This window comes from Marichromatium sp. AB32 (assembly GCF_003718675.1).
Classification (GTDB): Bacteria; Pseudomonadota; Gammaproteobacteria; order Chromatiales; family Chromatiaceae; genus Marichromatium; species Marichromatium gracile.
Window position 1 is genome coordinate 1 of sequence record NZ_RHFJ01000122.1, and the last position, 1,674, is coordinate 1,674.

At 62.4% G+C, this 1,674-nt stretch carries 1 protein-coding gene; it reads right to left on the reverse strand.

Going from position 1 to position 1,674, the window contains the following annotated elements; all coding sequences use genetic code 11:
* Nucleotides 1–266 precede the first annotated feature (266 nt).
* Complete coding sequence (locus EBL85_RS16740; protein WP_123143501.1) at nt 267–1,526, reverse strand: tyrosine-type recombinase/integrase; 1,260 nt, start codon at nt 1,524–1,526, stop codon at nt 267–269.
* Nucleotides 1,527–1,674 lie beyond the last annotated feature (148 nt).

Here is a 1,674-nt window from a genome sequence, read left to right on the forward strand (position 1 = left end):
ACGGGAAAACAGATCGGCGATCAGCTCCCAGGCCTCTTCTGGAAGCTCGTAACGTCTCGACATCTGGCCTCTTCTCCTGCAAGAACGAGGTCAGTGTATCAAGCAGGGTTTTCGTACAAAACGTAGGCCCTTGTCCCGGTTGGCGAACCGCTTGGTGGCCTTGCCGGTTAGCTCGTTGTACAGGGCAAGCAGCTCCTCAGTGGGCAGCTGCTCGATATCCGCACGGGTGCAAATGGCCGGTATTCTCGCATTTTCTAGCGTAAAGATCATGCCGAAACCCTCCTAAGCGGGACAACGTTCTCGCCCTCGTGGATGCGGCCCAGCAGGTACGCGGTTATGCGCTCCTGGCACTCCCGCAGGTGGTCGCCCAGGGCAGTGCCGTGGATGTAGCCCCCGGTCACGTCCGACAGCTTGTGGTTCAGCAGCAGCTTAATGTCGAAGTCCGGCAGTCCAGCGGCTTGGGCGGCGGTGGCGAAGCTGTGACGGTGGACGTGCGGCGTGGGCAGCTCCCTCAGGGCGCACTCGGTCACGTGGCCGGTGTCCGAGAAGTGCGAAGGGAACAGCCAGGGGCAGTTGGGGCCGAAAATCTGCTGGTTCCCAGCTATACGGGCCTCCAGGAGCTTTACCAGATACCCGGACAGCGGCAGGTCGAAGGCCCGCTTCGGCCCACCTTTGGGGTCTGGTACGTGCAGGAACCCGGCCTTGGCGTCGAAGTGCTCCACGCGGGCTTCCGAAGCGGCCCCCTTGCGCATCCCGGTAAAGGCCAGGAACAGATACCAGTCGCGGGTGATGGGGTTGCGCAGGCCCGTTACCTGCTCGTGCCATGCAGGCCAGTCGGTAATAACCTCGGTGCGCTTGCGCTCGTGGTTGAAGTCCACGGCCTCCACCGGGTTGGGCGGCAGGTCGCGCTGTTTGCGGCGGGCGTAGTTGTACACGGCCCGAAGCAGGCGCATGGTCTGGTTAGCCGCCACGGGGCCATTCTTCTTAGTGATGCGGCGGTGCAGGTCGTCCACGCCCAGGGTGTCGTCACCTATCTCGTTCAGAGGGCGGTTGGCCCAGTCAGTCAGGTAGCGACGGAACAGGTTGTGGTAGCCCTTTATGGTACCGGGGCGGCGGTCCTTACGCTCCCGGCTGTCCACATACCCGTCAAAGGCCATCTGCAGGGTGTAGTCGTGGCGCTTGGGCTCCTCCGGGGGCCGGTTAGGGTCGATGCCGTTACGCATGTCTGCGATGACCTTACGGGCGGCCTCGCGGGCATCGTCCACGGTGCCGAAGTCGCGCACGTCGCCCAAGGCCACGCGGCGGGTGCCCAGCTTGCGGCGCTTGCCGTCCGGGCCTTTGTCGGCGCTGTAAAGGTCACGCTGCACCTTAAACACCTTCGTCTGGGAATTCACTACCACCAGAAGGCCCTTCACCTCAGCGTCCCGCACGGTGTAGGATTGCACCCTCCCAGTGGCGTCACGCTCGGCCCAAGGGAGGGCGTCGATTGTCTTTAGTGTTAGGCGGGTTGGTTGCCGTTTTGCCATTGCTAGCTCCTCGAACTGTTACGTTTTGTACGAAAACCCTGCTTGATACACTGACCTCGTTCTTGCAGGAGAAGAGGCCAGATGTCGAGACGTTACGAGCTTCCAGAAGAGGCCTGGGAGCTGATCGCCGATCTGTTTTCCCGTCCGC

What these genes read in the sequence shown, in the direction of transcription:
- EBL85_RS16740 (WP_123143501.1), bottom strand. Translation starts at nt 1,526, where the DNA reads ATGGCAAAACGGCAACCAACCCGCCTAACACTAAAGACAATCGACGCC.